The following is a 26,390-nucleotide window of genomic DNA, read 5'->3' as shown; positions in this document are numbered from 1 at the left end:
ACAATCTCCCTGTTGATCTTTTGTCCGGCCTGTCCAAGCCGGTTTGTTGATTAGATACGCCGGCATGTTTTGCCGGTCTCATTTTGTGATGCATGTGCCCACATATACCTTGGTACTATGTGGAAAATTTGCGACGATGTCAGTTGGTGTGCGACACCAGCATGTAATTTATCTGCGAATTGGGCAACCTTCTCTGCCGAACTTGCGTTTTGTCACATCTACCCTTTGAGTTATTCAAAAGATGGCTTTCCCAACGGACCAGATCTGACCTGGGAAAATTCTGGCGGGAATCGAGGTCAATAATAAACGTCCACTTCCAATGCCTGCATGAGTCCAGTTCCCGCACTTCAATTCATTGAGATGCCCCTGGGTCAACGATGAGCCGGACAAAGGGCAACTGTACAATAGTATGGACCTGCCGGTTCGGGCCGGCGGCTGCGCTTTCTTTATCTGCAATAAGCGCCCTGCCTTTACTGATCTTTGGGGCAAAACCGCATTGCATGGCCATGGGGGCGTCAAAGTGTTGCCCAGGCTTGATCTTTCAGCTTGCCTGCCCGATCCAACGCGCCATTCAGCCTGTTGGACAGTATTGATTTCTGGCGCTAACAATACGAATGATCTGGCCCTACTTGATTCTGCATTCAAACAGCAAAGATTGACCCATAGAGGCGCAGTGCGCCTTGATTTCATTCATCCAACCCGCGCAACGAAAGGTCTGGCACCATGGACGGTAACTTCAATGAAAACGACATTTCCCGCGTTGTCGAAGCAGACCGCGCGCATATCTGGCATCACCTGAGCCAGCACAAACCCTATGAGACCACCGATCCGCGCATTATTGTCGAAGGCAAGGGCATGCGCGTTTGGGATCAAAAGGGCAAAGAGCACCTTGATGCTGTGTCCGGCGGTGTATGGACCGTCAACGTGGGCTATGGCCGCGAACGGATCGCCAATGCTGTGCGTGACCAGCTGATCAAGCTGAACTACTTTGCAGGCTCTGCCGGATCCATCCCGGGCTCCAACTTCGCCGAAATGTTGATCGACAAGATGCCCGGCATGAGCCGGGTCTACTATTGCAACTCTGGCTCTGAAGCGAACGAGAAGGGCTTTAAGATGGTCCGCCAGATCGCGCACAAACGGTATGGCGGCAAGAAGCACAAGATCCTCTACCGCGACCGTGACTATCACGGCACCACCATCGCCTGCCTGTCGGCTGGTGGTCAGGACGAGCGCAATGCACAATACGGCCCCTTCACCGATGGCTTTGTGCGCGTTCCGCATTGCCTTGAGTACCGTGCATTCGAACAGGACGGTGCGCCGCAGGAAAATTACGGCGTCTGGGCGGCGGATCAGATCGAAAAAGTGATCCTTGCCGAAGGCCCAGACACCGTAGGCGCCCTTTGCCTTGAGCCCGTCACCGCAGGCGGCGGTGTGATCACCCCGCCCGAAGGCTATTGGGACCGCGTGCAGGAGATCTGCAAGAAATATGACATCCTGCTGCACATCGACGAAGTTGTCTGTGGCGTGGGCCGGACCGGCACATGGTTTGGTTACCAGCATTACGGCATCAAGCCCGACATGGTGACCATGGCCAAAGGTGTGGCCTCCGGGTATGCCGCGATTGCCTGCCTTGTGACCACCGAAGAGGTGTTCAACATGTTCAAGGACGACGCCTCTGATCCGATGAACTATTTCCGCGACATTTCGACCTTTGGCGGCTGCACGGCCGGACCAACGGCAGGTATCGAGAACATGGCGATCATCGAAGATGAGAACCTGCTGCAAAACACCACCGACATGGGCCACTATATGTTGGATGAGCTGAACGCACTGGCGGACAAGCACGCCGTGATCGGCCAAGTGCGCGGCAAGGGACTGTTCCTTGGCGCCGAATTGGTCGATGACCGTGACAGCCGCGCGCCCGTCGCCGAGAGCCTTGTTCAAAAGGTCGTTGGAGATTGCATGCAACAAGGCGTGATCATCGGCGCGACAAACCGGTCGCTGCCCGGCAAGAACAACACATTGTGTTTCTCGCCAGCCCTGATCGCCACGAAGGACGACATCAACCAGATCGTCAGCGCCGTAGACGGTGCGCTGGGGCGTGTCTTCGGTTAACCCCATTGACCTTAATCTCCCAAAACCGCCGGAGCGTTCCGGCGGTTTTTTGCTGCCCTGCCACCGCATACCGATGGAAACGGGAACTCTTCTGAAGGGAAAGCGTTTGGTCCCGTAACCATTCGGGAGATTAACGATGAAAAAGATTTTGATGACCGTACCGATGATCGCCGCACTGGCCGCCTGTAACGGGACAACCGCAAATCAGGGCGCTCTGACCGGTGCCGCACTGGGTGCAGCGGCGGGCGCGGCCGTATCCAACGATGATGACAAAGTTGTCGGCGCACTGATTGGTGGCGCAGCAGGTGCAGCAGCAGGCAACTACATCGGCAAGACGCAGTCGGGCCAATGTGTGTATGAGAACTCCGCCGGCCAACGCTACACAGCGGCCTGCCCTTAAGGCCACACGATCAGCATGACAGAAAACCCCCGGTCCTTCCGGGGGTTTTCACATTCACAAAATTCAAATTCCAAGAGGTCGAAGAGCGGTAAAAAGAAAACCGCATTTGCCCCATTTTGCCATTTTTCAATACTATTTGTCTCGATTTTTCACCTATAGGTATTGATTATTGACGATTTTTCCGCCACTACAGATCCAATTTCGCGCAACCGTAATACCAAATCTGGCACAGCGTAACGCCAGTTTAGGGGATTCTGATGGCACTTCCGGTCGAAACTTTCTTTCTTCACCCGGAATCCCACGGCACCTTGCAGCAACAAATCCAGCAGATGATCGCCCAAGGCATTCTCTCTGGCCGGTTCCAGCAGGGCGAGAAGCTCCCCTCCACCCGCAAACTGGCGCTGCACCTCGGGGTCAGCCGGATCACGGTCACGATTGCTTACACCGAACTTCTGGCAAATGATTACCTGACCTCAAAGGGGCGTTCAGGTTATTTTGTTTCCGAAAACGCCCCCTCCCCGCCAAATTTCAGCCCCGCCACCGAAAACCAGGAAGCCGTAGATTGGAACCGCGCCATCGGGCGACGGTTCGGGGCCAGCGTTGTGCCCGGAAAACCGCAGGATTGGGCCAAATTCCGGTATCCTTTCATCTATGGCCAGGCGGATCCAAGCCTGTTTGACCATGCAAATTGGCGGCTCTGCGCCCTGCAAGCTTTGGGCCAACGGGATTTCTCTGCTTTGACGGCAGATTACTTTGATCAGGACGATCCGCAGCTGATCGAATTCATTGCCCGCCACACATTGCCGCGCCGGGGTATCTCGGCGCGCCCTGAACAGATTTTGATTACCCTTGGCGCTCAGAACGCGCTCTGGCTTACGACCCAGGTTCTGCTCACCCAGCGTCGCCGCGCCGCTTTGGAGGATCCATGTTATCCGGCACTGCGTGATATCCTGTCCCAGTCGCGTTGCCATGTAACGCCTGTGCGCGTGGATCAAGACGGCTTGCCACCGGATGCCATCCCCCCCGATACCGATGTAATATTCAGCACACCCAGCCATCAATGCCCGACCAATGCGACCATGCCAATGGACCGCCGCCGCGCCTTGCTTGAACGCGCACGAGAGTTGGAAGCGATCATTGTCGAAGATGATTACGAGTTTGAGATGTCCTTTCTCAAATCGCCCTCACCGGCGCTCAAATCCCTCGATACAGATGGCCGGGTTGTTTATGTCGGTAGCTTCTCCAAATCACTGTTTCCAGGGCTCCGGCTGGGCTATCTGGTGGGGTCCGAACCCTTTATTCGCGAGGCACGCGCCCTGAGAGCCAGCGTCTTGCGTCACCCGCCCGGTCACATTCAACGCACCGCCGCTTATTTTCTGTCGCTTGGGCATTACGATGCCCTGATCCGCCGCATGGGGACTGCCATGCATGAACGCCGCCGCGTTATGGAAGAGGCGCTTGCTGCACATGAATTGCAAGTCTCGGGCCGGGGTGCCTACGGCGGTTCATCTTTCTGGATGCGGGCGCCGGATAGGATCAACACCGAAGAACTGGCCCGCCGTTTGCATCCAAAAGGGGTCTTGATCGAGCCGGGCCGCGCCTTCTTTGCCGGGGACCACCAACCGCAAAACTACTACCGCCTCGCCTATTCTTCGATCCCCACAACAAGGATTCCAGAAGGCGTCAATCTGATTGCGCAGGAAATGAGGCAAATTCACTAGCCTGGCGCTATCCCACCTCGACGACTGGACCTAACCTCACCACCACGCAAACTTTAGTTTGGCAAACAGCAAATTACGGGATTCGCCCCGCTCCACCAATCCTAAGGATGAACCGCCATGAAAATGACCACCGAAGAAGCATTTGTAAAAGTTCTTCAGATGCACGGCATCGACAATGCCTTTGGGATCATCGGCTCTGCGATGATGCCCATTTCCGACCTGTTCCCGGCTGCGGGCATCAAGTTTTTTGACTGCGCCCACGAATGCAACGCCGGCATGATGGCGGACGGTTACACCCGCGCGACTGGCAAGGTGTCGATGATGGTTGCGCAGAATGGCCCCGGCATCACCAATTTTGTCACGCCCGTAAAAACTGCCTATTGGAACCACACGCCGCTGCTGCTGGTTACACCTCAGGCCGCGAACAAAACCATCGGTCAGGGCGGTTTCCAGGAAGTGGAGCAAATGGCCCTCTTCGAAGACATGGTCGCCTATCAAGAAGAGGTCCGCGATCCTTCGCGGATCGCCGAGACCCTGAACCGCGTTATTATTCAGGCCAAACGCGCCAGCGCCCCGGCCCAGATCAACATCCCGCGCGATTTCTGGACACAGGTGATCGACATCGAATTGCCTGCGATTGTGGAATTTGAACGCCCCTCCGGCGGCGAACAGGCCATCGACGACGCGGCCAAGCTGCTGTCCGAAGCCAAATTCCCAGTCATTCTGAACGGTGCAGGTGTCGTCATCGGCGGCGCAATCGACGCCTCCAAGGCACTGGCTGAACGACTGGATGCGCCTGTCTGCTGCGGTTATCAGCACAACGATGCATTCCCCGGCTCGCACCCGCTGTCGGTTGGTCCTTTGGGCTACAACGGGTCCAAGGCCGCGATGGAACTGATTTCCAAAGCGGATGTTGTCCTGGCGCTTGGCACCCGTTTGAACCCGTTCTCGACCCTGCCCGGCTATGGCATCGATTATTGGCCCACCGACGCCAAAATCATTCAGGTGGACATTAACCCCGACCGGATTGGCCTGACCAAGAAGGTCACTGTCGGTATCGTTGGCGACGCCAAGAAAGTCGCGAACAGCATCCTGTCAAAACTGGCCGATGATGCAGGTGATACAGGCCGCGCAGATCGTAAGAACCTGATCAGCACAACCAAGTCCGCCTGGGCGCAGGAACTGACCTCCATGGATCACGAGGATGACGATCCGGGCACCACATGGAACGAACGCGCACGCAGCCGTGAACCGGGCAAAATGTCCCCGCGGATGGCATGGCGCGCGATCCAGTCGGCCTTGCCTAAGGATGCGATCATTTCCTCCGACATCGGCAACAACTGTGCCATCGGCAACGCCTATCCAACCTTCGAAGCGGGCCGCAAATACCTCGCACCCGGCCTCTTCGGTCCTTGCGGATACGGCTTCCCTGCCATTGCTGGCGCCAAGGTGGGCTGTCCGGATGTTCCGGTTGTCGGCTTTGCCGGTGACGGTGCATTCGGCATCTCGATGAACGAAATGGTATCGGTCAGCCGCGATGACTGGCCACCAATCACCATGGTGATCTTCCGTAACTATCAGTGGGGCGCGGAAAAGCGGAACACGACTCTTTGGTTCGACGACAACTTTGTCGGCACCGAACTGGCGCAGGATGTGGACTATTCCGCCATTGCAAAGGCCTGCGGCGTTCTGGGCGTTCAGGTCTCCGGTATGGACGAATTGACTGACGCATTGGACAAGGCGATCAAGGCCCAGATGAACGACGGCAAAACCACATTCATCGAGGTGTTGCTGAACCAGGAATTAGGTGAGCCATTCCGCCGCGACGCGATGAAAAAACCTGTCTCGGTGGCGGGCATCAGCCGCGACGACATGCGCCCGCAAGCGGGTGCATGATCTGAATGCCACATTGGCAACATAAACGAATGGGCAAGCCATGAGAGTGCTGCAAGGTCTGCAAGACCGCGCTGCCGCCCGGCCTGCCCATATCGTGCTCAGCGAAGGCCACGACCCACGGGTCGTGGCCGGCGCCGTTTCTGCCGTGCGAGCCGGGATTGCCCGGATCACACTGGTCGGGCCGATGGCAGACGTGCTGGCTCAACTGGCCGACGCTGGCGTCGCGGCTGGTGCCAACATCGCAGTGGAAGATCCGCTAACTTCGGCCCTCACGGGAGAATTCGCCCAAACCTATTTTGATCTGCGCAAACACAAAGGCGTCAGCAAAGACATCGCCGCCGCCCAAGCGCGTGATCCATTGGTATTTGCCGCCATGATGGTGCGCAATGGCCATGCGGATGGCACTGTTGGCGGGGCGGTTGCGACCACGTCCGAAACCGTGCGCGCCGCGCTGCAGATCATCGGCAAAGCCAAAGATGCCCCCCTGGTTTCCAGCTTTTTCCTGATGGCCTTGCCAATGGGGCATCCATCAGGCCGCAGCGCAATGATTTTCGGAGATTGCGGACTTGTCATTGATCCAACCGCCGAAGAGCTTGCCGCGATCGCAGTGGCCTCGGCCGCCTCGTGCAGACAACTGCTTGGCGATGCCCCCAAGGTGGCGCTACTGTCGTTTTCAACCAAGGGCAGTGCCCGCCATCCCGCCGTCACCAAAGTCAGCGACGCGGTTGAGATCTTGAAACGAGATCATCCAAACCTCCCCGCCGACGGTGAATTGCAGTTCGACGCCGCTTTTGTTCCGGAGGTCGGCGCAACCAAAGCGCCGGGATCTTCCGTCGCGGGCCATGCCAACGTGATGATCTTCCCCAACCTTGATGCGGGCAATATCGGCTATAAGATCGCCCAACGCATCGGCGGTGCGGATGCCATCGGACCCGTGTTGCAAGGCCTGTCCAAACCCGCCAACGATTTGTCTCGCGGGTGCACCGCACAGGACGTTACAAACATGATTGCCGTGACCACCCTTCAGGCAACCTCTTAAGATCAAACAGGAAATTCCATGACACAAAAACAGCCCGTGATCGACCTGAGCCCGCATGTGTCAGACGAGGTCCGTAAAACCACCTGTTACATGTGCGCCTGCCGCTGTGGCATCAACGTGCATTTGAAGGACGGCAAGGTCGCCTATATCGAGGGCAACCGCGACCATCCGGTGAACCAGGGTGTTTTGTGCGCCAAAGGTTCGGCTGGCATCATGCAGCACAACGCGCCATCGCGGCTCAAATCACCGCTCAAGCGGGTTGGTCCGCGCGGGTCCGGCGAGTTCGAAGAGATCAGTTGGGACGAAGCCTACCAAATCGCCGCCGATTGGCTTGAGCCGATCCGCAAGGACAACCCCGAAAAGCTGGCGTTCTTCACCGGCCGCGATCAATCGCAATCCTTCACCAGCCTTTGGGCACAGGCCTTTGGCACGCCCAATTATGCGGCTCACGGCGGGTTCTGTTCGGTCAATATGGCCGCTGCCGGCATTTACACCATGGGCGGTGCATTTTGGGAGTTTGGCCAGCCGGATTGGGACCACACCAAACTATTCATGCTTTTCGGTGTGGCCGAAGACCATGATTCCAACCCGATCAAGATGGGTCTGGGCAAGATCAAGCAACGCGGCGCGCGCGTCATCGGTGTGAACCCGATCCGCACCGGCTACAACGCCGTTGCGGATGACTGGGTCGGTATCACGCCAGGCACCGATGGGCTGTTTATCCTGTCGATGATCCATTGCCTGATGAAAGCGGGCAAGATCGACCTGAATTATCTGGCCCAATACACCGACGCGCCGGTGTTGGTGAATGGCGATGAGAAGTCGCCCGAGTTTGGCCTTTTCCTGCGAGATAAGAATGGCAAGGAACTTGTCATCGACCGCGCCACGGGCAAGCTGACCCCCTTTGACCAACCCGGTGTCAAACCCGATCTTGCCGCAACCCACCGCGCCAAAGGAGTGACACACCGCCCGGTGTTCCACCAAATGGCCGATCAATACCTGTCTGACGATTACACCCCCGAAGCCGTGGCAGACCGCGTTGGTATCCCCGCGGGGCGCATCCGCGCCATCGCTGCAGAATTGGCCCGCGTCGCCTTTGAAGAAGCGTTCGAGCTTGATCACGAATGGACCGACTTCCGCGGTGAAAAGCATCAGACCATGACGGGCCGCCCTGTGTCCTTTCACGCGATGCGCGGGATCTCCGCTCACGCCAATGGCTTTCAAACTTGCCGCGCCTTGCATGTGCTGCAAATCCTCCTTGGCACGGTCGAAGTGCCTGGCGGTTTTCGCTTCAAGCCACCCTATCCAAAACCTGCCAAGGCACACCCTAAACCCCATGTGGGCATGACCCCCGGCGCACCGCTGAATGGTCCGCACCTTGGCTTTGTACACGGTCCCGAAGACCTCGCGCTGAAACCCGACGGCACCGCCGCCCGCATCGACAAGGCCTTCACTTGGGACAACCCAATGTCGTCCCACGGGCTGATGCATATGGTGATCTCGAACGCCCATGCCGGTGATCCCTACAAGATCGACACATTGTTCATGTACATGGCAAATATGTCGTGGAACTCCTCGATGAACACCGGCGGCGTGATGGAGATGCTGACGGACAAGGATGAAAACGGCGATTACGTGATCCCCCATATCATCTATTCCGATGCCTATTCGTCGGAGATGGTCGCCTATGCCGATCTGATCCTGCCCGATACGACATATCTAGAACGGCACGATTGTATCTCGTTGCTGGACCGCCCGATCTGCGAGGCGGACGCGGCGGCGGATGCCATTCGCTGGCCGGTGGTGGAGCCGGACCGGAATGTGAAAGGCTTCCAGTCCGCGCTTTGTGATCTGGGCGCAAAACTGGGTCTGCCCGGCTTTGTCAACGATGACGGCAGCCAGAAATACGCAGATTATGCCGACTACATCACCAACCACGAACGCCGCCCCGGCATTGGCCCCTTGGCCGGCTGGCGCATGGGCGAAAACGGCCTGCAATCGGGGCGCGGCGGCGTCAACGAAAGCCAGATCGACAATTACATCGAGAACGGCGGTTTCTTTGTCGAACACATCCCCGAGGGCGCCAACTACTACAAACCGTGGAACCGCGCCTATCAGGATTGGGCCGTGGGCATGGGCCTCTATGACGCGCCGCAACCCTATCTGTTCAACCTCTACGTCGAGCCGATGCGCAAGTTCCAACTGGCTGCAGAAGGCCACGGAGACATTCAACCACCCGACCACCTGCGCGAGCGGATCAAACACACGATGTCGCCGCTGCCGATCTGGTACGAAACCGACCAGCAGGGCAACGAAGGCTTTACCGTCAACGCCCTGACCCAACGCCCCATGGCAATGTACCACTCGTGGGGGTCGCAAAACGCTTGGCTGCGCCAGTTGCACGGCCACAACCCGCTGTACCTGCCTACCAAGCTGATGCGCCAGCATGATTTGTCTGATGGCGATTGGGCGCGGGTCTCCTCCCCCCACGGCGAAATCACCGTACCGGTGATGGAAATGGCGGCCCTCAACGACAACACGGTCTGGACCTGGAACGCCATTGGCAAACGCAAAGGCGCATGGGCGTTGGACAAAGACGCACCAGAGGCCACCAAAGGCTTTCTGCTCAACCATCTGATCCATGAATTGCTGCCGCCCAAAGGCGACGGCATGCGCTGGGCCAACTCCGACCCGATTACAGGTCAGGCCGCTTGGTTCGATCTTAAGGTCCGTATCGAAAAGGCTGAGGCGCCAAAACAATCGCGGCCTGAATATCCGCCGATCAATTCCCCCGTAGGTCAGGGTCCAGACAAGCTGGCATGGAAGGTGGGCAAATGATCCTCTCCCTTTTTGGCCTTAAATATTCCGGGGGTCCGGGGGCTGGCCCCCGGTTCGACATCCAACAGGAGCGCCGCATATGACAACCCTGCCTCAACACACCGACAAGAAACTCGGCCTCGTCATTGATCTGGACACCTGTGTCGGCTGCCACGCCTGTGTGATTTCCTGCAAAGGCTGGAACACCGAAAACTATGGCGCGCCCCTGTCTGATCAAGATCCCTATGGCGCTGATCCATCCGGCACCTTCCTCAACCGGGTGCATTCCTACGAGATCCAGCCGGCCGAGGGTCACGCCCAACTGATCCACTTCCCAAAGTCATGCCTGCACTGCGAAGACGCCCCCTGCGTCACGGTCTGCCCCACCGGCGCCAGCTACAAACGTGTCGAGGACGGCATTGTGTTGGTCAACGAAAGCGATTGTATCGGTTGCGGCCTTTGCGCCTGGGCCTGCCCATACGGCGCCCGCGAAATGGATCAGGAAGAGAAGGTGATGAAAAAATGCACCCTTTGCGTGGACCGGATCTATAATGAAAACCTGCCCGAGGTGGACCGCGTCCCGTCCTGCGTGCGCACCTGCCCTGCCGGTGCGCGGCATTTCGGTGATCTCGGCGATCCCGGCAGCGCCGTCAGCCAATTGGTTGCGGAACGCGGCGGTGTTGATCTGATGCCGGAACAGGGCACCAAACCTGTGAACAAATACCTGCCGCCCCGCCCCAAGGATGCGCTGCCCGAATTTGATGTTCTGGCGCCCTTCCTGGAACCCGTGGCGCAAGAGCCGAAAGGCTTTCTTGGCTGGCTCGACAAAACACTGGAGAAACTCTGATGCATCCGGCCCCTTCTGTTATCTTTTTCTCGACCTTCTCCGGGCTGGGCTTTGGACTGCTGTTCTGGCTTGGCCTTGGCATTCCGACCGTTACAGGCTTTTCCGCCTTTGCCTTTTTCACCATCGCCTATCTGCTGGCGGTGGGCGGGTTGATCTCCTCTACTTTCCACCTCGGTCATCCCGAACGGGCGCTCAAGGCCTTCACCCAATGGCGCAGCAGCTGGCTCAGCCGTGAAGGCTGGTGTGCGGTTCTGGCGCTGATCATCCTGGCGGTTTACGGCATTGGCCTTGTGTTCTTTGACAGCCGTTGGACCCTTTTGGGGATTATCGGGGCGGTGTTTGCCCTTGGGACAGTGTTCACCACCTCGATGATCTATGCCCAACTCAAGACAGTTCCGCGTTGGAACATGCCTCTGACCCCTGCCAATTTCCTGTCTCTGAGCATCGCGGGCGGTGCCCTTTTGGCAGGGCAGGTCACATGGGCTATTGGATTGCTGGTGGTGTCCGGCCTGATCCAGGCTGCAACTTGGATAATGGGCGACAAGGCCTTTGGCAGCTCGGGCAGCGATCTGGCCAGCGCAACCCAATTGGGTCACATCGGCACCCCTCGCGCCTTTGAGCCGCCGCACACCGGCACCAACTATCTGCTGCGGGAATTTGTGCATGTGATTGGCCGCAAGCACGCACAAAAACTGCGACTCATTGCGATTGCATTGATGGCCGTGCTGCCGGTGGTTCTGCTTTTGCTGCCGTTCAATCACCTGCTGGCGATCATCGCCGTTTTGGCCCATGTGGCCGGGGTGTTGACGGCCCGTTGGTTGTTCTTTGCCGAGGCCGAACATGTGGTTGGCCTCTACTACGGCAAACGATGACAGCCATGGAACTCAACCTGCGCCTGGCCCGTTCGGAGGAGGCTGACACGCTCACCGCTTTGGTGATGCGGTCCAAACAATCCAACGGCTATGACGATGCCTTCATGGCGGCCTGCGCGGATGAACTGCGCGTCACGCCTGCGCGCATAGAGAAGGGTAATTTCTGGGTGGCTGAAGCGCAGGGCAATCTGCGCGGCTGCGTCACCCTCGATCCGGATGCAGCCACGGGCGCTGGCACAATATCGACCTTCTTTATTGATCCGGACGCCAAAAGGCAGGGCGTGGGCCGCGCCCTTTGGCAGGTGGTCCAAGCCGCCGCAAGGGCGCAAGGCCTGTTGCTGCTCAAGCTGGACGCCGATCCGGCAGCGGTGCCATTTTACGAGGCGATGGGGTTCAAAACCGTCCGCGAGGTTCCCTCAGGCTCCATTCCCGGACGGGTTCTGCCGCAAATGGAATTGGCGCTGCTTCCAGCGGCGTAGGGCGGGGTTCACCCCGCCACCTCCGCAACCAACCCTCACGACAGTGGCAAACGCACCTCAACCACACGCGCCATTATTGACGCGCCCACGGGCAGGATTGAGGTATCCAGAACATATTCGGGATTGTGCAGCGGCGCGGTACCGCCATGACCAACCGTGCAATAGGCCCCCGGTACGACCCGCAGCATATCAGCAAAATCCTCTGACCCAGTGACAGGCGGAGCATGCGGGTCAAGGTTCTCAACCCCGACAATATCACCCGCCGCCTGCATATAGACATCCGACAGTTCGTCATCATTGATCAGAACGTCAAAGACCGACCGCAAATCAAGTGTGATCTCAACCCCATGAGCGATGGCAAAACCATCACACAAGGCCTGCATCCGCGATGCGGCCAATTCGTACATCTCATCCGCAAAGTACCGGACCGTGCCCGCCAAAGTGGCGGTCTCTGGCACCACGTTATAAGCCGATCCCGAGTGGATTTGCGTGATCGACATCACCAGAACCTCTTGCGCGGGAATATTGCGGCTGAGGATGGTTTGCATCTCGCTGGCCAGTGACGCCGCAATGATCAATGCGTCACGGGAATCGCTCGGCTTGGCCGCATGGCTGCCTTTGCCCTTTATGTGAATGTCAAAAAACGCCGCTCCGGCCATCGCTTGGCCCTTACAGATCCCCACTTTGCCGGGCTTGCCATTGGGATGGTTGTGCATCCCGAAAATCTCATCACAGGGGAATTGTTCGAACAAACCATCCGCCAGCATCTGTTTGGCCCCGCCAAGCCCCTCTTCGGCAGGCTGAAACACCACCACCGCTGTCCCGTCAAAATCCCGCGTTGCGGCCAGATGTTTGGCTGCGCCCAACAGCATCGTGGTATGGCTGTCATGCCCACAAGCATGCATCACACCGTCATTCTTTGAGGCATAGGGAAGACCCGTCGCTTCCTGTATCGGCAGCGCATCCATGTCGGCCCGAAGACCGACACGGCGATTGCCTTGCCCCTTGCCACGAATGATCCCGACAACACCCGTTTTGCCCAAACCTTCATGCACCTCGTCCACACCATAGCTGCGCAGCTTTTCCGCCACGATGCCGCTGGTGCGCACTTCGGTAAAACCAATCTCGGGATGAGCATGAAGATCGCGAAAGATGTCCTCCAGCTCGGGGACGCTGTCGGCGATGGTGGGCAAAATATTCATGAATAGGCTCCGGGTTGTTTTCAACGCATGGTGGGGCGAAGCCCAGCAAACCGCAACCCGGAACCGAAGGGCGGGGTTTACCCCGCCATTTAGCCAAAATTAATTCGTCAAACCCGCATGGCGCATCGCGTCATCGACCAGCACCTTAGTCTCATCCGACAGGGCTGTCAGTGGCAAGCGCACCTCGTCCGAGCAAAGATCAAGCTTGGACATGGCGTATTTCACGCCCACCAAACCCGGCTCTGTAAATATGGCTTTGTGCAGGGGCATCAGCCGGTCCTGAATATCAAGCGCAGCGCGATAATCGCCGGCTGCGCAGGCCGCCTGCATCTTGGCCAGCATCGCAGGTGCCACGTTCGCAGTGACCGAAATACAGCCGGTACCACCTTGGGCATTAAACCCGTGGGCCGTGGCATCTTCACCGGACAACTGGATAAAATCAGGACCGCAGGTCAGACGCTGGTCACAGACCCGCGCCAGATCACCGGTGGCGTCTTTTACACCTACAATGCGCGGCAGCTTGGCCAATTCGCCCATGGTTGCTGGCGTCATATCCACCACGGACCGGCCGGGGATATTGTAGATGATTACGGGCAAGTTGCAGCAATCATGCACCGCGGTAAAATGCGCGATCAGGCCGCGCTGGGTTGGCTTGTTGTAATAGGGCGTCACGACCAGAACCGCATCGGCGCCAACAGATTCTGCATGACGGGCCAAACGGATGCTTTCGGTGGTGTTGTTGGACCCAGCACCGGCAATGACCGGAACCCGGCCTGCGGCAGCTTTGACCACCTCTTCCACGACAATCTCATGCTCACGGTGGGTCAGGGTCGGCGATTCGCCGGTAGTGCCAACAGGGACAAGGCCATCACTGCCTTCGCCGATGTGCCACTCCACGAGTTTCTTCAAGGTCTCCAGATCCAGCTCGCCGTTGCGAAACGGCGTGACGAGGGCAGGCATAGAACCTGTAAACATGTGCACGCTCCTTTGTTGTGCTGGCCGGCAGAATTGCCGAACTTCTGAATGACCATTGGCGCGGGTGTGATTTGATTACGGTGCGCCACGGTATATGTTTCAAGGCTCTAGCCTCTGACCCATGGGAAATGCAAGCAATGACACGCATTCTGACGCTCTTCGCGCTTGTTTTTATGCTTGCTGTGCCTGCTTTGGCCGAGCGGCCCCGCCCCTTGGCCAAAGCGCTTGAGGCGATGCGCAGCGGTAATTGGGACAACGCAAGCCGGATCGCGGTCCGTGATGGGCAAATAGCCGCCGACATTATCACCTGGCATTACCTGCGTGCCGGGCGCGGCACCTACACAGAAATTGTGGATTTTCTGACCCGCCGAACCAATTGGCCCGGAGAGGCATATCTTCGCAAGCAATCCGAAGCCGTGGTTATCGGGCAAGGCGACCCAAATATCCTGAAGTTCTTCAAAGACCACCCGCCGCAAACCCCGCTGGGCGTGCTGGCCTACGCTGGGGCGCTGAGCCGCAGTGATAAAAAGGACAGGGCCGAGGCTCTGTTGATCCAAGCTTGGCAGCGCATGGACATGGATCGCCCTGCGCAAATCCTGTTCCTCGCGGAACATGCCACCTTGCTCAAGCCCCATCACAATGCGCGATTGGAGGCCTTGCTGTGGCAACGCAAACATGACGCCGCCCGCCGGATGTTTGATCTGGTGAGCACAGATAGGGTCGCCCTCGCCGAAACGCGCATCGCGCTGCAGCGGCTATCGCGTGAGGTGAACAAGTTGATAGATGCCCTGCCGCCCCAGCACGCCAACGATCCCGGCTTGCAACATGACCGTTTCGAATGGCGCATTCGCAAGGGGCTCAGCGGATCGGCTAAGGAGCTCTTGCTTGCGCAATCCACAAGCGCCAAGGCCTTGGGAAAACCATCCGCATGGGGCAATCGTCGACGTGCACTGGCCCGGTCCGAAATGCGGGCAGGCAATGGTCAACTGGCCTATCAACTGGCATCGCAACATTTCCTGACCGAAGGATCCGACTATGCCGATCTTGAATGGTTGTCCGGCTATCTGGCGTTGAGGTTCCTCAAAGACCCAGCGCGGGCGCATCAACATTTCATGAATCACGACAGCGCCGTGCAATCGCCGATTTCGCAAGGGCGTGCCGGATATTGGCAAGGCCGGGCGCTTGAGGCGATGGGAGACAAGGACGGCGCTCAAAGGGCCTATTCCGAGGGCGCGAAATACCAGACATCTTTCTACGGGTTGCTGGCCGCAGAGCGGGGCGGATTGCCGTTTGACAGCAGCCTCGCAGGCACGGAAACGCCACCCGATTGGCGGGGTGCAGCCTTCGCCAGTGACCCACGGTTCGAGGCTGGCATATTGCTACAGGCGTCGGGTGAGCTGTCACTCGGCGAACGGTTCTGGCTGCATCTTGCAGATGAACTGGATGAAGCCGGGTTGGCGCAGCTGGGCCAAGCTGGCATAGATCTGAACCAGCCGCATCTTGCGGTGATGATCGGCAAACGCGCAGCAAGACGCGGGCTTACGATTGCCGCGCCATACTACCCCCTGCATTCCCTGCTGGAACTTGACCTGCCAATGGCGCCCGAGATGAACCTCGCCATCGCCCGCCGCGAAAGTGAATTTGATCCTGTAGTGGTCAGCCACGCGGGCGCGCGAGGATTGATGCAGCTGATGCCCGCCACCGCCCGCGATGTTGCCTCTGATCTGGGCATCTCCGGCCTGCACACCACGAACCGGTTGACCGCAGATCCTGATCACAACGCCCGGCTTGGTGCCGCCTATCTGTCGCAGATGGCAGGGCGGTTTGATGGCAATGTCTCCATGGTTGCGGCGGCATACAACGCCGGGCCCAGCAGGCCGGATCGCTGGATGGCCACCTACGGCGATCCGCGCAAAGGTCAGATTGATATCGTCGATTGGGTCGAAATGATCCCGTTCCGTGAAACCCAAAACTACGTAATGCGCGTCACCGAAAGTCTGCCGATTTACCGGGCGCGGCTGGGCAAAGACCCGCTACCGATCCCGTTTTCCGAAGAATTAGTGGGCCGCACGCTTTTGCCGTTCGCGCCAAAAGGTGAATAGCCCCGCCGCCACGATCAGCCCTGCGCCAATGGCGACGTTGTTGCGGATGGTTTCCCCAAAAAAGCTGATCCCGATCAACGCAGCAAACACCAGTTGCAGATAGGCGAAGGGCTGCACCGCGCTGGCCTCCGCCACCTCGTAACAGCGGATCAAGAGCCAATGACCGGTGACCCCCGTAACACAGAGGCACCCCATGAACATCCAATCGGTTGCGGCCATCGGTTCCCAAAACCATACGCCAGCGAATGTCATGGCAATGGCCCCGGTCACACCCGTCCAAAAGAAGCTGGTGGCGGTGCTGTCACGCCGAGACACATAGCGGGTGAGCAACCCATAGACCGCGAACATCGTAGCAGACAAAAGCGGGATCACAGCCGCGGGGTCAAACACCGACATGCCCGGCTGCAAGATGATCAATACCCCGATGAAGCCCACTCCGATCGCCGCCCAGCGCCGCCAGCCGACTTTCTCTCCCAGAACCGGGCCAGAAAGCGCGGCAACCAAGAGCGGATAGCAGGTAAACACCGCATGGCTTTCCACCAGGCCAAGGATCGTAAACGCCGCCACCATAACACAAATTTCCGCTGCCAGCAGGACGCCGCGCAGAGTTTGCAGAAACGGTTGATGGGTCTTGGCCGCCGCCCGAATGCCCCCCGACCTGCGCCGTGCAATGGCAATCACAAAGGCCGCAAAGAACCAATAGCGGATCATCACGACCATCAGAACATTGTATTCGCCCGCCAAATGCTGCGACAGCCCATCCTGCACCGCGAACACAAAGGTGGTGGCTACCATCAAGGCGATGCCAAGTGGAATATTGTTGGACTGGCTCATGCTGTTTGCATCTTTGCGCGGGTCATATGGCGCTTGCGCCCGTATCCCGAAACCCGCTCAACCGCAAAGCCAGCATCGCCCAAGCCGCGCCGGACAAAGCCTGCTGCGGTGTAGGTTGCGGCTGTTCCATACGGTTTCGTATGTATACCCACAGCCACCATCAGATCTGCTGACCACAGTTCGGGATTCTTGGCCGGTGAAAACCCGTCCAAGAACCACGCATCGGCCATCCCATCCCAGCGTGGAAGTGTTTCACGTGCGTCCCCCACGATGACCTGCGCCCGCACACCCGGCAGGTCAATCACGCCGCCCTGCCCGGTCCAGGCCGCGGTCAACAAATCGCGTTTACCGCCAAACTCGGGAAAGGCAGCATGGGCCCGCGCCATATCTTCCGGCGACATCGGAAACGCCTCAAAACTCGTAAAGCGCAACTGCCCCTCAACGCCGCTGGATGCAAAAGCATCCCAAGCCACCAGCAGATTCAGCCCGGTGCCAAAACCAAGCTCGGCAATCTGGAAGCCGTCCACGAACCGCTCCGGCAGGTCATTGCCTGCCAAAAACACATGCTCTGTCTCGGCCACACCATTCTCAAGGCTGAAGAACGGATCATCAAAGCGGGTCGAAACCGGCACCTCGCCATCGCGCCAAAGGATCTGATCTGTCTGGTTCTGCACGGCAACACCAAGTAAGGGAAGGACAACGCGCCGACACTGCGCAAAGGAACGGAGCTTGGCAATGGTCGAAATTACGGTGCGCGGGGCGGGAATTTTTGGCCTCTCGGTGGCATGGGCCTGCGTACAGCGCGGCGCCAAGGTCTGTGTGGTTGATCCCAACGGCCCCGCTTCGGGCAGCAGCGGCGGCTTGGTTGGTGCTTTGGCGCCGCATGTGCCGGAAAACTGGAACTCCAAGAAGGCCTTCCAATTGGAAAGTCTGCTGATGGCCCCGGATTTCTGGGCAGAAGTTGAGGCCGCTGGTGGCGGGTATGCCGGATATGCACGCAGTGGCCGTTTGCAGCCGATCAATGATGAGGCCGCGCTTGCATTGGCGCAGCGACGCTCTGAAACGGCCAAGGCCCTATGGCAAGATCACGCAATTTGGGAGGTGATACCGGCCCCTGACACCGATTGGATGCCACAAACCCCATCGGGCCTGCTGATCCGTGACACGCTCAGCGCCTTGGCGCACCCCCGAAAGGCCTGCGATGCCTTGGTGAAAGCGCTCACCGCAAAAGGGGTTGAGATCACCGCAGATGCGCCTGATCGGAGGCAGGTACTATGGGCCACCGGAGTGGCGGGCCTGCTGGAAATGACCGAAAACCATCACCGCAGTGTCGGCAATGGGGTCAAGGGTCAGGCGGCACTGATGCGCTATGATGCGCGGGGGTTGCCACAGCTGTTTGCGGGCGGCGTGCATGTCATTCCGCACCATGATGGCACAGTCGCGATTGGCTCCACTTCAGAGCGGGAGTATGTCACACCCAATCAAACCGATGCGCAGCTTGATGGGGTGATTGAAGCAGCACGGGCGGCCGTCCCCGCCTTGCGTGATGCCCCGGTGCTGGAACGTTGGGCCGGTGTCCGCCCCCGTGCCCGCAGCCGTGCGCCGATGCTCGGGGCTTGGCCAGACCGCCCCGGTCATTTTATCGCCAATGGTGGCTTCAAAATCGGCTTTGGCATGGCCCCGAAGGTGGCGCAGGTTATGGCCGATCTCATGTTGGACGGGCGCGACACCATACCGGATGGGTTCCGTGTTGAGGATAACCTTTAAGGCAAATCACTAGGCACGGGCCTGCATACATTGCCGTCCGTCCGGCCCGCGCACCCAGAGATCGCGCCCCTTGCGGCAAAACTCAGCCTCTTCAAAATGCATCAGCGGGGCTGTTGCCCGAAACTGAAACGTGGTCAGCGGGCCAAGTTCGGCTTCGGCCAGCAACATCAGTTTTTGCGCCAAGAGCGGCCCGTGAACGACCAATCCGTCATAGCCTTCGACCTCGCGGGCATAGTCCAGATCATAGTGGATGCGGTGCCCGTTGAACGTCAGCGCCGAATAGCGAAACAGCAGAGTTGAGGAGAACGAGGCCGCGATACGGCTTTCCTCATCAATCCGGGCGACAGGCGGCGCAGGTTTGATCGCATCTGGCGCGGGATCTTCTCGGTAGACCAGATCCTGCCATTCGGTGAGGCACAAAACGCCATTTTGATGAATGTCGTGGCGCATCGTAACAAAGGCAAGCGGCCCAGTGCGCCCCTCCTTGTTGGCCGCGCTTTCGCACTGCGACGTTTTCACCGCCTCAGCGCCGGTGCGCAAAGGCGCATGAAACTGCAACCTTCCCCCGGCCCACATGCGTCGCGGTAACCCCATATCAGGGATCAGCCCGCCAACCTGCGGATGACCATCGCGGCCAAGTCCACCGGGCGGTTGCGGATCCCAAAAATACAGTTGGTGAAAAAACGGAGGCAATGCATCGCCTGCACCGATGGTCGGCCCTTGCCCCAGCGCCACCTGCATCGCGGCGGCGCGGGCGCTGTCCATGACATCGCTTTGACTTGTCTGTTTGGGCTGTGCAGGATTCATGCCATTGGTCTAGCGAAGGAAACTCAATGCTGCAATCCGAACCCAAATTCACCTTGGATGCACTCGATCATCTGGTTCTGACAGTGGCCAGTATTCCGACAACCGTCGCCTTTTACCAAGACGTGCTGGGCATGCGGGCGGAGAGGTTTGAAACCGCTACAGGCGAGGTTCGGCAGGCGCTGAAATTCGGTATTTCAAAAATCAACCTGCATCAACACGGTCAAGAATTTGAACCCAAGGCGTTTTGCCCCACCCCCGGCAGCGCCGATTTGTGTTTCCTGACACGGACCCCGATCCAGAACTGGCAACAGCATTTGGCCGCGCAGGGCGTCACCATTGAAGACGGCCCTGTCGCACGCACCGGTGCAGCAGGGCCGATTTTGTCGATCTACATCCGTGACCCCGACCAGAACCTGATCGAGATTTCAGAGCAGCAAGGCTAGATCAAGCCTCGCAGGCTTTGCATCAGGGCAGTCAGATCCTTGGTGTACATTTCGCCGATCAGTTGGCCATTTTCATCAAATGCGTTGGAGGAATCCGCGAGATGGATCTCTGGCCCTTGCAGGATCATCGGGCGGAACGGCACCATAAAGCCGCGCAAGACCATCTGCGCCCGCACACCACCGGCCCGGCCTGCCGCTGCAGACATTACGGCAACAGGTTTGCCGTTCCACGGGTTGCCTTCTGTGCGGCTGATCCAGTCCAGCGCGTTTTTCAGAACGCCAGAGGGACCGGAGTTATATTCCGGGGTAGAGAGGATCACCGCATCCGCTGCCGCGATCTGATCTGCCACCTTTTGTACCGCAGCCGGCACACCTGTGCTTGCCTCATCATCCCCGTCATACAGCGGGAAGTTGATGTCAGCCAATTCGTATTCACTGTTACCGAACAGCCGCGCTGCTTCGGTCAGCAATTTGGTATTTGTCGCCTCGCGGCGCAAAGAGCCGGAGATGCCAAGCAACTTGGGGGAGGTCATATTTAACATTCCATTTTGTTTTCTCTGTGCTCTTTATCTCGTTCTTTCGCGCGAAAATGCAAGAAGCCCCCGCGATATGCAGGGGCTTTGTGCGTTTTTGCAGAGGTACACCAGATCAAGCGTTGGGCAGGATCACGATCTCAACCCGGCGGTTTTGCGCTTTGCCTGCCGGGGTCAGGTTGCTTGCGATCGGCTGGCTTTCGCCGCGACCAAAGGCCTGCACACGGCTGGTCGGCACCCCATTGCTATAAAGTACATTGGCCACAGCATAGGCACGCCCTTCGGAAAGCTGCTGATTATAAGCCGCGTCGCCGTCGCTGTCTGTGTGCCCGATCACCTGAACCGTGGAGTTTGGATAAGACTGCAGGCTATTTGCCAGGGTCCGCAGATCGCCCATCAGCCCCGGCTGCACGGTCGTACTGTCCACGGCAAAGAGAATATCCTGCGGCAATGTCACGATCAAACGGTCACCGGTGTTGGTGATCACCACGTCATTGCCCATTTGCTGGCGCAGCTCGGCCTCTTGCCGGTCCAGCGCATAGCCAACACCAGCACCCAAGGCGCCACCGATCAACGCCCCCTTCAAGGCGCCATCGCCACGGTTGCCGTCGCCTTTGGACAGCGCACCCAGAAGGGCACCTGCGCCTGCGCCAATCAATGCGCCGTTCTTGGTCTTTTGGTTGGGATCACCCGGTTGCGCACCGATCCGGCCCGGATCAGTACATGCGGAAAGCGCCAATGCGCCGGCCAAAACGCTGGCCAATGTGAGCTTGGAAGAAATCATACTACTGCCTTCATGTTGCTGGCCCCGTTCGGGCAGGGCATCTTGATATGTGGCAATATATAACGGCGATGAGCGGAAAAAAGTCAGGGGGAAAAATAAGTCGGCGCAAACCCGCGCATCGGATCACGCTTCTGCACGGGCCGCTTCGAATGCCAGCATCGCGCGTTTGACGGGCAAGCCCCAGTGATAACCGCCAAGCGCCCCGGACTTTCGCAATGCCCGGTGGCAGGGGATCAGCCAGGACACAGGATTACGACCCACCGCTGTGCCCACGGCCCGCACGGCACGCGGATTGCCGATCGATTCGGCAATGTCTGAATAGGTCGTCACCTCCCCGGATGGAATGGTCAGCAATGCCTCCCATACCTTGATCTGGAACGGCGCACCGATCAGGAACAAGGGCGCCTTGTCCAGCCCGCCGTCCTTTGCGCCAAATGCGGTCAGCACCCAGGGGCGCAGCATCATCGGGTCTTCGACGTAGGTCGCATTGGGCCAGCGCAAAGTCAGATCCTGCATTGCAGCTTGCTCTCCCATTTCGGAGGCCAAGGCCAAACCGCAGATACCCTTTTCCGTACCCATCACCAAAGCCAGTCCAAAGGGACTGTCGAACCAACCCCAATAGATCGTCAGCCCCGCGCCTTTGCGGGCAAACTCCCCCGGGCTCATCGATTCCCAACGCAGGAACAAGTCATGCAGCCGCCCGGTGCCGGACAGCCCAACCTCATGCGCGGCCTGCAATGTCGTGGCATTGCTGCGCAGCATCTGCTTGGCCTGTCCAAGCATCAGATACTGCTGATACCGTTTCGGCGACACGCCGACCCAGCGGGAGAAGATACGTTGAAAATGCGCAGGCGACATGCCCATTTTTTGCGCAAGCTGGTCAAGAGGCATCATGTCTTCGGAGGCATCAATCAGGTCAATGGCGCGGCGCATGACCTGAAAATGATAACCGTCATCAGTGGCGGCAGTGGGAATAGGCGTGATCTGTGTCATGCTGCCAATCTAGGCAGACAGACCGCCCCAAGCGACCCGAAACTTGCGCCTTCGCCACAGAGGCGCGGCCAAGACTTGCCCCCCGGCCCCATTCCGCGCATACCGATGGAATGGCAAAACAGCTTGATTATCATACCATCCGCGAGATTTTCACCCGCTTTCAGGACGCTGACCCAGAACCCAAGGGTGAGCTGGAGCATGTGAATGTCTATACACTTGTTGTGGCCGTGGCGCTTTCGGCGCAGGCGACCGATGCTGGCGTCAACAAGGCCACCCGTGCCCTGTTTCAAATCGCCGATACACCGCAGAAAATGCTGGATCTGGGCCTTGAGGGGCTGACCGAACATATCAAGACGATTGGCTTGTTCCGTCAAAAGGCCAAGAACGTCATGAAACTTAGCCAGATTCTCGTGGATGACTATGGCGGCGAGGTGCCAAACAGCCGCGCGGCGCTGCAATCCCTGCCCGGCGTGGGGCGCAAGACCGCCAATGTGGTGCTCAACATGTGGTGGCGCCAACCGGCACAAGCCGTTGATACCCATATCTTCCGCGTCGGAAACCGCACTGGCATTGCGCCGGGCAAAACGGTAGACGCCGTCGAGCGTGCGATTGAAGACAACATTCCGGCTGATTTCCAGCTGCACGCGCATCACTGGCTCATCCTGCATGGCCGTTACCACTGCAAGGCCCGCAAACCGCAATGCCGTACCTGTATCATCCGTGACCTTTGCCAATTTGAGGACAAAACTGAATGAAGACCTACGAACTTGTTGGCATCGGGAATGCCGTTGTTGATGTGATCACCCAGACCGACGACAGCTTTCTGGGGCATATGGGCATCGAAAAAGGCATCATGCAGCTGATCGAACAGGAACGCGCCGAAGTCCTTTATGCCGCGATGAACGAACGGGTGCAGACGCCGGGCGGCGCTGTGGCCAATACAATTGCAGGCGCAGGTGCGCTTGGCATGCAAACCGCCTTTATCGGGCGGGTGCGGGACGATGCGCTGGGTCATTTTTATGCGGATGCGATGACGGATCACGGCATCGACTTTGTGAATCCGCCGGTTGCGAATGGCGATACGCCAACCTCTCGCTGCATGATCTTTGTCACACCGGACGGGGAACGGTCGCTGAACACTTATCTTGGTATTTCTACAGGCCTCAATTCGGACGATGTGCCAACCGACGTGTCCGGCAATGCCAAGCTGATGTTTCTTGAAGGTTATCTGTTTGACCACGACGCCGGAAAAACCGCATTCCGCGAGGCCGCACGCGCCACCAAGGCGGGTGGCGGCAAGGCGGGCATCGCCATCTCCGATCCCTTTTGCGTGGAACGTCACCGCGATGATTTCCTGTCCCTGATCAAGAACGATCTGGACTATGTGATCGGCAACGAGGCCGAGATGCGGTCGCTGTTTGAAACCGATGACACCGAGCTGGCCCTGTCCAAAACCGCCGACATGTGCCCCATCGTGGTGTGCACCCGGTCCGGCGATGGCGTCAGCCTGATCCGCGATGGCGAACGGGTGGATGTGCCTGTGCAATCCGTGACCCCGGTCGACGCCACCGGCGCAGGCGATCAATTTGCCGCCGGCTTCCTGTTTGGCCTGTCCCGCGGCTGCGAGCTGGAAGTCTGCGGCCGGATGGGCAATCTGTGCGCAGGCGAAGTGATCAGCCATATCGGCCCACGCCCACAGCAAGACATGCTGGCCGCCTTCCGCGCCGAAGGGTTGATCGACACATGATTGAGGACGGACTCTACGATATTCCACCGGGCAAGGTGGCAGCGGTCATGACGCATCTGGAAATGCTGACCCCTGCGCCTGAACGCCCTGTGCCTGCGCCGAAGGGCGTCACCTTTGAACAGATCAAACCTGACCTGGACCGGTATCGTGATCTGTTCAAACGGGTCGGCAGCTTTGATTGGCTCTGGCATGGACGGCTCAAGATGAAAGAGGCCGATCTGAACGCGATCCTTAACGATCCGAAGGTCGCCTTTTACACTCTCAGCAAAAATGGCAAAGACGAAGCCTTGCTGGAGCTGGATTTTCGCCAAGACGGCGCATGCGAACTGGCCTATTTTGGGCTGACTGCCAACCTCATCGGCAGTGGCGCAGGCCGGTTCTTGATGAACAAAGCGATCTCGCTCGCTTGGGCGCAAGACATCTCCCGCTTTCATGTCCACACCTGTACAATGGACAGCCCACAAGCCCTGCCGTTCTATATCCGCAGCGGGTTTATTCCCTGTGATCTGAAGGTCGAGATTGGCGATGATCCCCGTTTGGACGGAACCCTGCCACGCAGTGCTGCCACACATGTCCCGATATTCGACTAGTCCAGCAGGCAGCTTTCACCGCGAAAACACTGCTGGATCGTGTTGATCTGATCCTCGCTGGGGTTGGGGTAAACAAAGCCGCCGCATGGGTCGATTGTCATCGTGTAGCGGCCATCGGCCTTTTCGACAAAGGCCAGCACGTCCGTGCCATCCACAGCACCTCCGCACCACGGGCCAAAGCAAAGCACCTCAAGCGTTATCTCGCGATCAAAGTGATGGATGAACCCCGCCATCGACAATGAAGTGCCAGTGATCCGGGCCGGTAGCTTTGTCTGTTTCGGCGGTGCGGGGTCCGTCATGCCCTTCGGCAATGCACCCTCATCAAAAGACAGCCGACCACGTACAACGACATAGGTCTCGGGCGCGGCGCTGGCAGCGTGGAACCCGCGCGCAACGGAAGGTTCAGCACAAGACAGCGCAAGCGCAGGCAAAGGGGCGCAGATCGCAACGAGATATGCCAGAAGGCGGATCACAGATGCGGCTCGAACTCGGACAGAACTGTTTCATACACCGCGCGCTTGAACGGCACGATTTGCGGCACCAGATCGGCGGTCGGCAGCCAGCGCCACTTCGAAAATTCTGGGTGCTCTGTTTCGATATTCACCTGATCGTCACGGCCTTCAAACCGCATCAGGAACCATTTCTGTTCCTGCCCCCGAAACCGGCCTTTCCAGATATGGGGCACAATGTCGTGTGGCAAATCATAGGGCACCCAGCCAGCGGTTTCCGCCACCACCTGCACCAAATCGCGCGAGACACCCGTTTCTTCTTCCAACTCACGCAGCGCCGCCTCACGGGGGTCTTCGCCCTTTTCCACACCGCCCTGCGGCATTTGCCATGCGTCCTGATCACGGTCCTTGCGCTGTCCGACAAAGGCGGCACCATCGGCATTGATCAACATCACCCCCACACAGGGGCGATAGGGAAGTTTGGCAATTTCATCTGGCGTCATTGCAGGGGTTTCTCCATCTCGGCACGGTCGAGCGTTTCGCCATGCCGCGCCACGCTTTCATGCCGGATAACATGAAAGCCAACCGCCAGAAAGGCGGGCTGCGCCATCAGGCTGGCATGGGTCCAAAGCCGCTGATGCCCTTGGACCAGCGCCGCTGCCTCCAAATGATCGTAAAGCCGCCGAAACAGCCCCCGACCCTGTGCATCGCCCCGAACAAAGGCCATATCGACGTATCCGTCCTTTCGCAGGGTCAAAAAGGCGAGCGCGTTGCCGTCCTCTTCGGCCAGCCAAACATCCTGCTCGGCCAACCGTTCAGCCCATTTGGCACCGCTGTTCGGTGAGGATTGCCATGCCGCGCGTTGCGCTGCGGTGTATCTGCTGGCGCCACTATGGATCGCATCGTACATCACCTGGCCCAGTGCGTCGGCATCCTGCGACTGTGCAAGCCGTATTTTCAGTTCTGTCATTCTACCTT

At 58.5% G+C, this 26,390-nt stretch carries 27 protein-coding genes; 16 read left to right on the top strand and 11 right to left on the bottom strand.

Translation table 11 applies throughout. The annotated features are described in order from the left end of the window. The first annotated feature begins 409 nt into the window (after positions 1-409). The 10 genes from K3754_RS02160 (at position 410) to K3754_RS02115 (ending at position 12,186) form a co-directional block, all read left to right on the top strand. Entirely contained in the window at positions 410-799 is a 390-nt protein-coding gene (locus tag K3754_RS02160; RefSeq protein ID WP_259940498.1) for a hypothetical protein, read from the top strand. Next, positions 724-2,115, top strand: a complete 1,392-nt coding sequence (locus K3754_RS02155; RefSeq protein WP_203209250.1) for an aspartate aminotransferase family protein — start codon at positions 724-726, stop codon at positions 2,113-2,115. The genes K3754_RS02160 and K3754_RS02155 overlap by 76 nt, the downstream gene beginning before the upstream one ends. Positions 2,116-2,251: 136 nt before the next feature. Then, positions 2,252-2,515, top strand: coding sequence for a glycine zipper 2TM domain-containing protein (locus K3754_RS02150; RefSeq protein WP_203209251.1), 264 nt, complete (start codon positions 2,252-2,254; stop codon positions 2,513-2,515). 257 nt (positions 2,516-2,772) lie between these two features. Further along, entirely contained in the window at positions 2,773-4,236 is a 1,464-nt protein-coding gene (locus K3754_RS02145; protein WP_259940494.1) for a PLP-dependent aminotransferase family protein, read from the top strand. Between the two features lie 117 nt (positions 4,237-4,353). Next, positions 4,354-6,132, top strand: a complete 1,779-nt coding sequence (xsc, locus tag K3754_RS02140; RefSeq protein WP_203209253.1) for a sulfoacetaldehyde acetyltransferase — start codon at positions 4,354-4,356, stop codon at positions 6,130-6,132. A gap of 40 nt (positions 6,133-6,172) precedes the next feature. Then, the gene (pta, locus tag K3754_RS02135; RefSeq protein ID WP_259940491.1) at positions 6,173-7,171 is read left to right on the top strand and encodes a phosphate acetyltransferase; all 999 of its coding nucleotides are present in this window, start codon (positions 6,173-6,175) and stop codon (positions 7,169-7,171) included. Positions 7,172-7,189: 18 nt separating this feature from the next. Further along, positions 7,190-10,009, top strand: coding sequence for a molybdopterin oxidoreductase family protein (locus tag K3754_RS02130; protein WP_259940488.1), 2,820 nt, complete (start codon positions 7,190-7,192; stop codon positions 10,007-10,009). A gap of 79 nt (positions 10,010-10,088) precedes the next feature. After that, positions 10,089-10,835, top strand: coding sequence for a 4Fe-4S dicluster domain-containing protein (locus K3754_RS02125; protein ID WP_203209256.1), 747 nt, complete (start codon positions 10,089-10,091; stop codon positions 10,833-10,835). Further along, positions 10,835-11,707, top strand: a complete 873-nt coding sequence (locus K3754_RS02120) for a DmsC/YnfH family molybdoenzyme membrane anchor subunit (RefSeq protein WP_259940484.1) — start codon at positions 10,835-10,837, stop codon at positions 11,705-11,707. The genes K3754_RS02125 and K3754_RS02120 overlap by 1 nt, the downstream gene beginning before the upstream one ends. Then, positions 11,704-12,186: a GNAT family N-acetyltransferase gene (locus K3754_RS02115; protein ID WP_259940481.1), complete on the top strand. Its 483-nt coding sequence runs from the start codon at positions 11,704-11,706 to the stop codon at positions 12,184-12,186. Before K3754_RS02120 ends, K3754_RS02115 begins: the two co-directional genes overlap by 4 nt. Before the next feature lie 35 nt (positions 12,187-12,221). Here the strand turns inward: K3754_RS02115 and K3754_RS02110 are convergent, their stop codons facing one another. After that, positions 12,222-13,388: a M20 aminoacylase family protein gene (locus K3754_RS02110; RefSeq protein ID WP_259940479.1), complete on the bottom strand. Its 1,167-nt coding sequence runs from the start codon at positions 13,386-13,388 to the stop codon at positions 12,222-12,224. A gap of 99 nt (positions 13,389-13,487) precedes the next feature. Further along, complete coding sequence (dapA, locus tag K3754_RS02105; RefSeq protein ID WP_203209260.1) at positions 13,488-14,363, bottom strand: 4-hydroxy-tetrahydrodipicolinate synthase; 876 nt, start codon at positions 14,361-14,363, stop codon at positions 13,488-13,490. 128 nt (positions 14,364-14,491) lie between these two features. Between dapA and K3754_RS02100 the strand changes: the two genes are divergently transcribed. After that, positions 14,492-16,465, top strand: a complete 1,974-nt coding sequence (locus K3754_RS02100; protein WP_259940474.1) for a lytic transglycosylase domain-containing protein — start codon at positions 14,492-14,494, stop codon at positions 16,463-16,465. On the opposite strand, the gene K3754_RS02095 is transcribed toward K3754_RS02100, so the two are convergent. Together K3754_RS02095 and mnmD are read right to left on the bottom strand one after the other, a co-directional pair. Then, on the bottom strand, positions 16,421-17,299 hold the full coding sequence (locus tag K3754_RS02095; RefSeq protein WP_259940472.1) for a DMT family transporter: 879 nt from the start codon (positions 17,297-17,299) through the stop codon (positions 16,421-16,423). The two genes, K3754_RS02100 and K3754_RS02095, sit on opposite strands and share 45 nt — an antisense overlap. Further along, entirely contained in the window at positions 17,296-17,973 is a 678-nt protein-coding gene (gene mnmD / locus K3754_RS02090) for a tRNA (5-methylaminomethyl-2-thiouridine)(34)-methyltransferase MnmD (RefSeq protein ID WP_259940470.1), read from the bottom strand. The genes K3754_RS02095 and mnmD overlap by 4 nt, the downstream gene beginning before the upstream one ends. A gap of 61 nt (positions 17,974-18,034) precedes the next feature. On the opposite strand from mnmD, the gene K3754_RS02085 reads away from it, so the two are divergent. Beyond that, positions 18,035-19,066 (top strand): FAD-binding oxidoreductase, encoded by a 1,032-nt coding sequence (locus tag K3754_RS02085; protein ID WP_259940468.1) that lies wholly within the window; start codon positions 18,035-18,037, stop codon positions 19,064-19,066. A 9-nt stretch (positions 19,067-19,075) separates the two neighbouring features. Here K3754_RS02085 and K3754_RS02080 read toward each other — a convergent pair whose 3' ends face one another. After that, complete coding sequence (locus tag K3754_RS02080) at positions 19,076-19,873, bottom strand: MaoC family dehydratase N-terminal domain-containing protein (RefSeq protein ID WP_259940466.1); 798 nt, start codon at positions 19,871-19,873, stop codon at positions 19,076-19,078. 26 nt (positions 19,874-19,899) lie between these two features. Between K3754_RS02080 and K3754_RS02075 the strand changes: the two genes are divergently transcribed. Then, the gene (locus K3754_RS02075) at positions 19,900-20,316 is read left to right on the top strand and encodes a VOC family protein (RefSeq protein ID WP_203209266.1); all 417 of its coding nucleotides are present in this window, start codon (positions 19,900-19,902) and stop codon (positions 20,314-20,316) included. On the opposite strand, the gene K3754_RS02070 is transcribed toward K3754_RS02075, so the two are convergent. From K3754_RS02070 to K3754_RS02060, 3 genes are all read right to left on the bottom strand, one after another. Further along, on the bottom strand, positions 20,313-20,849 hold the full coding sequence (locus K3754_RS02070) for an NADPH-dependent FMN reductase (protein ID WP_203209267.1): 537 nt from the start codon (positions 20,847-20,849) through the stop codon (positions 20,313-20,315). The genes K3754_RS02075 and K3754_RS02070 overlap by 4 nt on opposite strands. 115 nt (positions 20,850-20,964) lie before the next feature. Then, positions 20,965-21,633, bottom strand: a complete 669-nt coding sequence (locus K3754_RS02065) for an OmpA family protein (RefSeq protein WP_203209268.1) — start codon at positions 21,631-21,633, stop codon at positions 20,965-20,967. A 123-nt stretch (positions 21,634-21,756) separates the two neighbouring features. Continuing rightward, positions 21,757-22,626, bottom strand: coding sequence for a bifunctional helix-turn-helix domain-containing protein/methylated-DNA--[protein]-cysteine S-methyltransferase (locus K3754_RS02060; RefSeq protein ID WP_259940463.1), 870 nt, complete (start codon positions 22,624-22,626; stop codon positions 21,757-21,759). 110 nt (positions 22,627-22,736) lie between these two features. On the opposite strand from K3754_RS02060, the gene nth reads away from it, so the two are divergent. From nth to K3754_RS02045, 3 genes are read left to right on the top strand one after another with little or no spacing between them, the layout of a single operon-like run. Next, a complete protein-coding gene (nth, locus tag K3754_RS02055) occupies positions 22,737-23,381 on the top strand; it encodes an endonuclease III (RefSeq protein WP_259940461.1) in 645 nt (214 codons plus the stop codon). Next, positions 23,378-24,373: an adenosine kinase gene (locus tag K3754_RS02050; protein ID WP_203209271.1), complete on the top strand. Its 996-nt coding sequence runs from the start codon at positions 23,378-23,380 to the stop codon at positions 24,371-24,373. The genes nth and K3754_RS02050 overlap by 4 nt, the downstream gene beginning before the upstream one ends. Continuing rightward, on the top strand, positions 24,370-24,963 hold the full coding sequence (locus tag K3754_RS02045) for a GNAT family N-acetyltransferase (protein WP_259940456.1): 594 nt from the start codon (positions 24,370-24,372) through the stop codon (positions 24,961-24,963). Before K3754_RS02050 ends, K3754_RS02045 begins: the two co-directional genes overlap by 4 nt. Here the strand turns inward: K3754_RS02045 and K3754_RS02040 are convergent. The 3 genes from K3754_RS02040 to K3754_RS02030 are packed head-to-tail and all read right to left on the bottom strand — an operon-like array spanning position 24,960 to position 26,382. Continuing rightward, complete coding sequence (locus tag K3754_RS02040; RefSeq protein ID WP_259940454.1) at positions 24,960-25,436, bottom strand: hypothetical protein; 477 nt, start codon at positions 25,434-25,436, stop codon at positions 24,960-24,962. The genes K3754_RS02045 and K3754_RS02040 overlap by 4 nt on opposite strands. After that, positions 25,433-25,915: an RNA pyrophosphohydrolase gene (locus K3754_RS02035; RefSeq protein ID WP_203209274.1), complete on the bottom strand. Its 483-nt coding sequence runs from the start codon at positions 25,913-25,915 to the stop codon at positions 25,433-25,435. Before K3754_RS02035 ends, K3754_RS02040 begins: the two co-directional genes overlap by 4 nt. Next, positions 25,912-26,382 (bottom strand): GNAT family N-acetyltransferase, encoded by a 471-nt coding sequence (locus K3754_RS02030; RefSeq protein WP_203209275.1) that lies wholly within the window; start codon positions 26,380-26,382, stop codon positions 25,912-25,914. Before K3754_RS02030 ends, K3754_RS02035 begins: the two co-directional genes overlap by 4 nt. Positions 26,383-26,390: the final 8 nt, after the last annotated feature.

The organism is Sulfitobacter sp. M368 (assembly GCF_025141875.1).
Taxonomy (GTDB): Bacteria; Pseudomonadota; Alphaproteobacteria; order Rhodobacterales; family Rhodobacteraceae; genus Sulfitobacter; species Sulfitobacter mediterraneus_A.
The sequence above is the reverse complement of the archived record's forward strand: the minus strand, read 5'-3'. Positions and strand labels throughout refer to the sequence as shown.

Coding starts and splice junctions, on each gene's coding strand:
- K3754_RS02160 (WP_259940498.1), top strand. CDS start 410: ATGGACCTGCCGGTTCGGGCCGGCGGCTGCGCTTTCTTTATCTGCAAT.
- K3754_RS02155 (WP_203209250.1), top strand. CDS start 724: ATGGACGGTAACTTCAATGAAAACGACATTTCCCGCGTTGTCGAAGCA.
- K3754_RS02150 (WP_203209251.1), top strand. CDS start 2,252: ATGAAAAAGATTTTGATGACCGTACCGATGATCGCCGCACTGGCCGCC.
- K3754_RS02145 (WP_259940494.1), top strand. CDS start 2,773: ATGGCACTTCCGGTCGAAACTTTCTTTCTTCACCCGGAATCCCACGGC.
- xsc (WP_203209253.1), top strand. CDS start 4,354: ATGAAAATGACCACCGAAGAAGCATTTGTAAAAGTTCTTCAGATGCAC.
- pta (WP_259940491.1), top strand. CDS start 6,173: ATGAGAGTGCTGCAAGGTCTGCAAGACCGCGCTGCCGCCCGGCCTGCC.
- K3754_RS02130 (WP_259940488.1), top strand. CDS start 7,190: ATGACACAAAAACAGCCCGTGATCGACCTGAGCCCGCATGTGTCAGAC.
- K3754_RS02125 (WP_203209256.1), top strand. CDS start 10,089: ATGACAACCCTGCCTCAACACACCGACAAGAAACTCGGCCTCGTCATT.
- K3754_RS02120 (WP_259940484.1), top strand. CDS start 10,835: ATGCATCCGGCCCCTTCTGTTATCTTTTTCTCGACCTTCTCCGGGCTG.
- K3754_RS02115 (WP_259940481.1), top strand. CDS start 11,704: ATGACAGCCATGGAACTCAACCTGCGCCTGGCCCGTTCGGAGGAGGCT.
- K3754_RS02110 (WP_259940479.1), bottom strand. CDS start 13,388: ATGAATATTTTGCCCACCATCGCCGACAGCGTCCCCGAGCTGGAGGAC.
- dapA (WP_203209260.1), bottom strand. CDS start 14,363: ATGTTTACAGGTTCTATGCCTGCCCTCGTCACGCCGTTTCGCAACGGC.
- K3754_RS02100 (WP_259940474.1), top strand. CDS start 14,492: ATGCAAGCAATGACACGCATTCTGACGCTCTTCGCGCTTGTTTTTATG.
- K3754_RS02095 (WP_259940472.1), bottom strand. CDS start 17,299: ATGAGCCAGTCCAACAATATTCCACTTGGCATCGCCTTGATGGTAGCC.
- K3754_RS02085 (WP_259940468.1), top strand. CDS start 18,035: ATGGTCGAAATTACGGTGCGCGGGGCGGGAATTTTTGGCCTCTCGGTG.
- K3754_RS02080 (WP_259940466.1), bottom strand. CDS start 19,873: ATGAATCCTGCACAGCCCAAACAGACAAGTCAAAGCGATGTCATGGAC.
- K3754_RS02075 (WP_203209266.1), top strand. CDS start 19,900: ATGCTGCAATCCGAACCCAAATTCACCTTGGATGCACTCGATCATCTG.
- K3754_RS02070 (WP_203209267.1), bottom strand. CDS start 20,849: ATGACCTCCCCCAAGTTGCTTGGCATCTCCGGCTCTTTGCGCCGCGAG.
- K3754_RS02065 (WP_203209268.1), bottom strand. CDS start 21,633: ATGATTTCTTCCAAGCTCACATTGGCCAGCGTTTTGGCCGGCGCATTG.
- K3754_RS02060 (WP_259940463.1), bottom strand. CDS start 22,626: ATGACACAGATCACGCCTATTCCCACTGCCGCCACTGATGACGGTTAT.
- nth (WP_259940461.1), top strand. CDS start 22,737: ATGGCAAAACAGCTTGATTATCATACCATCCGCGAGATTTTCACCCGC.
- K3754_RS02050 (WP_203209271.1), top strand. CDS start 23,378: ATGAAGACCTACGAACTTGTTGGCATCGGGAATGCCGTTGTTGATGTG.
- K3754_RS02045 (WP_259940456.1), top strand. CDS start 24,370: ATGATTGAGGACGGACTCTACGATATTCCACCGGGCAAGGTGGCAGCG.
- K3754_RS02035 (WP_203209274.1), bottom strand. CDS start 25,915: ATGACGCCAGATGAAATTGCCAAACTTCCCTATCGCCCCTGTGTGGGG.
- K3754_RS02030 (WP_203209275.1), bottom strand. CDS start 26,382: ATGACAGAACTGAAAATACGGCTTGCACAGTCGCAGGATGCCGACGCA.